Raw genomic sequence first — 834 nt, 5'->3', positions numbered from 1 at the left:
CGCTCGCGCAGGGCGCGCGCCAGTTGCATGCCGTCTTCACCGGGGAGCTTCAGGTCGAGCAAAACGAGGTCAATGGCCTCGCGGTCGAACAACTCGAACATCTCCCGCCCCGAACATCCCGTGCTCACCCGTATGTCGTTCTTGCCAAAGTACTCGGCCACCAAGCCGCGTATATCGGCGTCGTCATCGATCACGAGGATATGTGGATTGGCGGCAGTAGGCATGGTGAAGGCGGATGGCGGCGCGCACGGGCTGTTCCGGCGCAGGCACAGCATAGTTCCGATGGAAGCCCCGGTGCAAGCCCCTCCGCGATCGAATGCCAACGCAAAAACGCCCGGCGGCGTGAGCCGTCAGGCCTGTGGGTGCCGAGGCAAGGTGTCAGTGATGTCCACCACTCCACTGGCCATCGCCACCCGTGAGCTCCATGCGTTCGCTCACCGAAGCCACCCGGCCATCCGCGCCGAAATCAACGTCGAACAAGGTCGGATCGCTGCTCATCACCCGGTAAGTAAAGGTGGGGCCGGGCTCGTTGCGATATTTGATGGTCTGTTCCGGGTGTCCCAGGGCTTGCTGAACCTGGTCCATGCTCATGCCCGGCGTCACCAGGGCTTCCTGGCTCTGGGTGACTGTGTAACCACCCGCTGCCTGGGCCGCAGCAGCGCCTAAGACAAGGCCAGCGACCGTCAGCAGGCGCGAAGCAGAGGGAATAAGTTTGAGTGCCATGATGTCCTTCTTTCCTGGACTGCCAGGTCTCAGAGCACTTCAGGATCAAAGCGCCCCGCCTGTGCCCGCATGGTTGCCCTGCCGCATGGCCGGCACATTGCAGCGCGCTGC

Annotated in this window: 2 protein-coding genes; both read right to left on the bottom strand. The window is 63.1% G+C overall.

What is annotated here, in order from left to right:
* A partial coding sequence (locus QZH66_RS17250) for a response regulator (protein WP_305807070.1) occupies positions 1-194 on the bottom strand: 194 nt, incomplete at its 3' end.
* Between the two features lie 184 nt (positions 195-378).
* The gene (locus tag QZH66_RS17245; RefSeq protein ID WP_305807069.1) at positions 379-723 is read right to left on the bottom strand and encodes a hypothetical protein; all 345 of its coding nucleotides are present in this window, start codon (positions 721-723) and stop codon (positions 379-381) included.
* Between the last annotated feature and the right edge of the window lie 111 nt (positions 724-834).

The sequence above is a fragment of the Stenotrophomonas sp. YIM B06876 genome, assembly GCF_030711595.1.
Lineage (GTDB): Bacteria > Pseudomonadota > Gammaproteobacteria > Xanthomonadales > Xanthomonadaceae > Stenotrophomonas.
Note: the sequence above shows the minus strand (reverse complement) of the source record. Positions and strands in the feature narration are given on the sequence as shown.

Coding starts and splice junctions, on each gene's coding strand:
- QZH66_RS17245 (WP_305807069.1), bottom strand. CDS start 723: ATGGCACTCAAACTTATTCCCTCTGCTTCGCGCCTGCTGACGGTCGCT.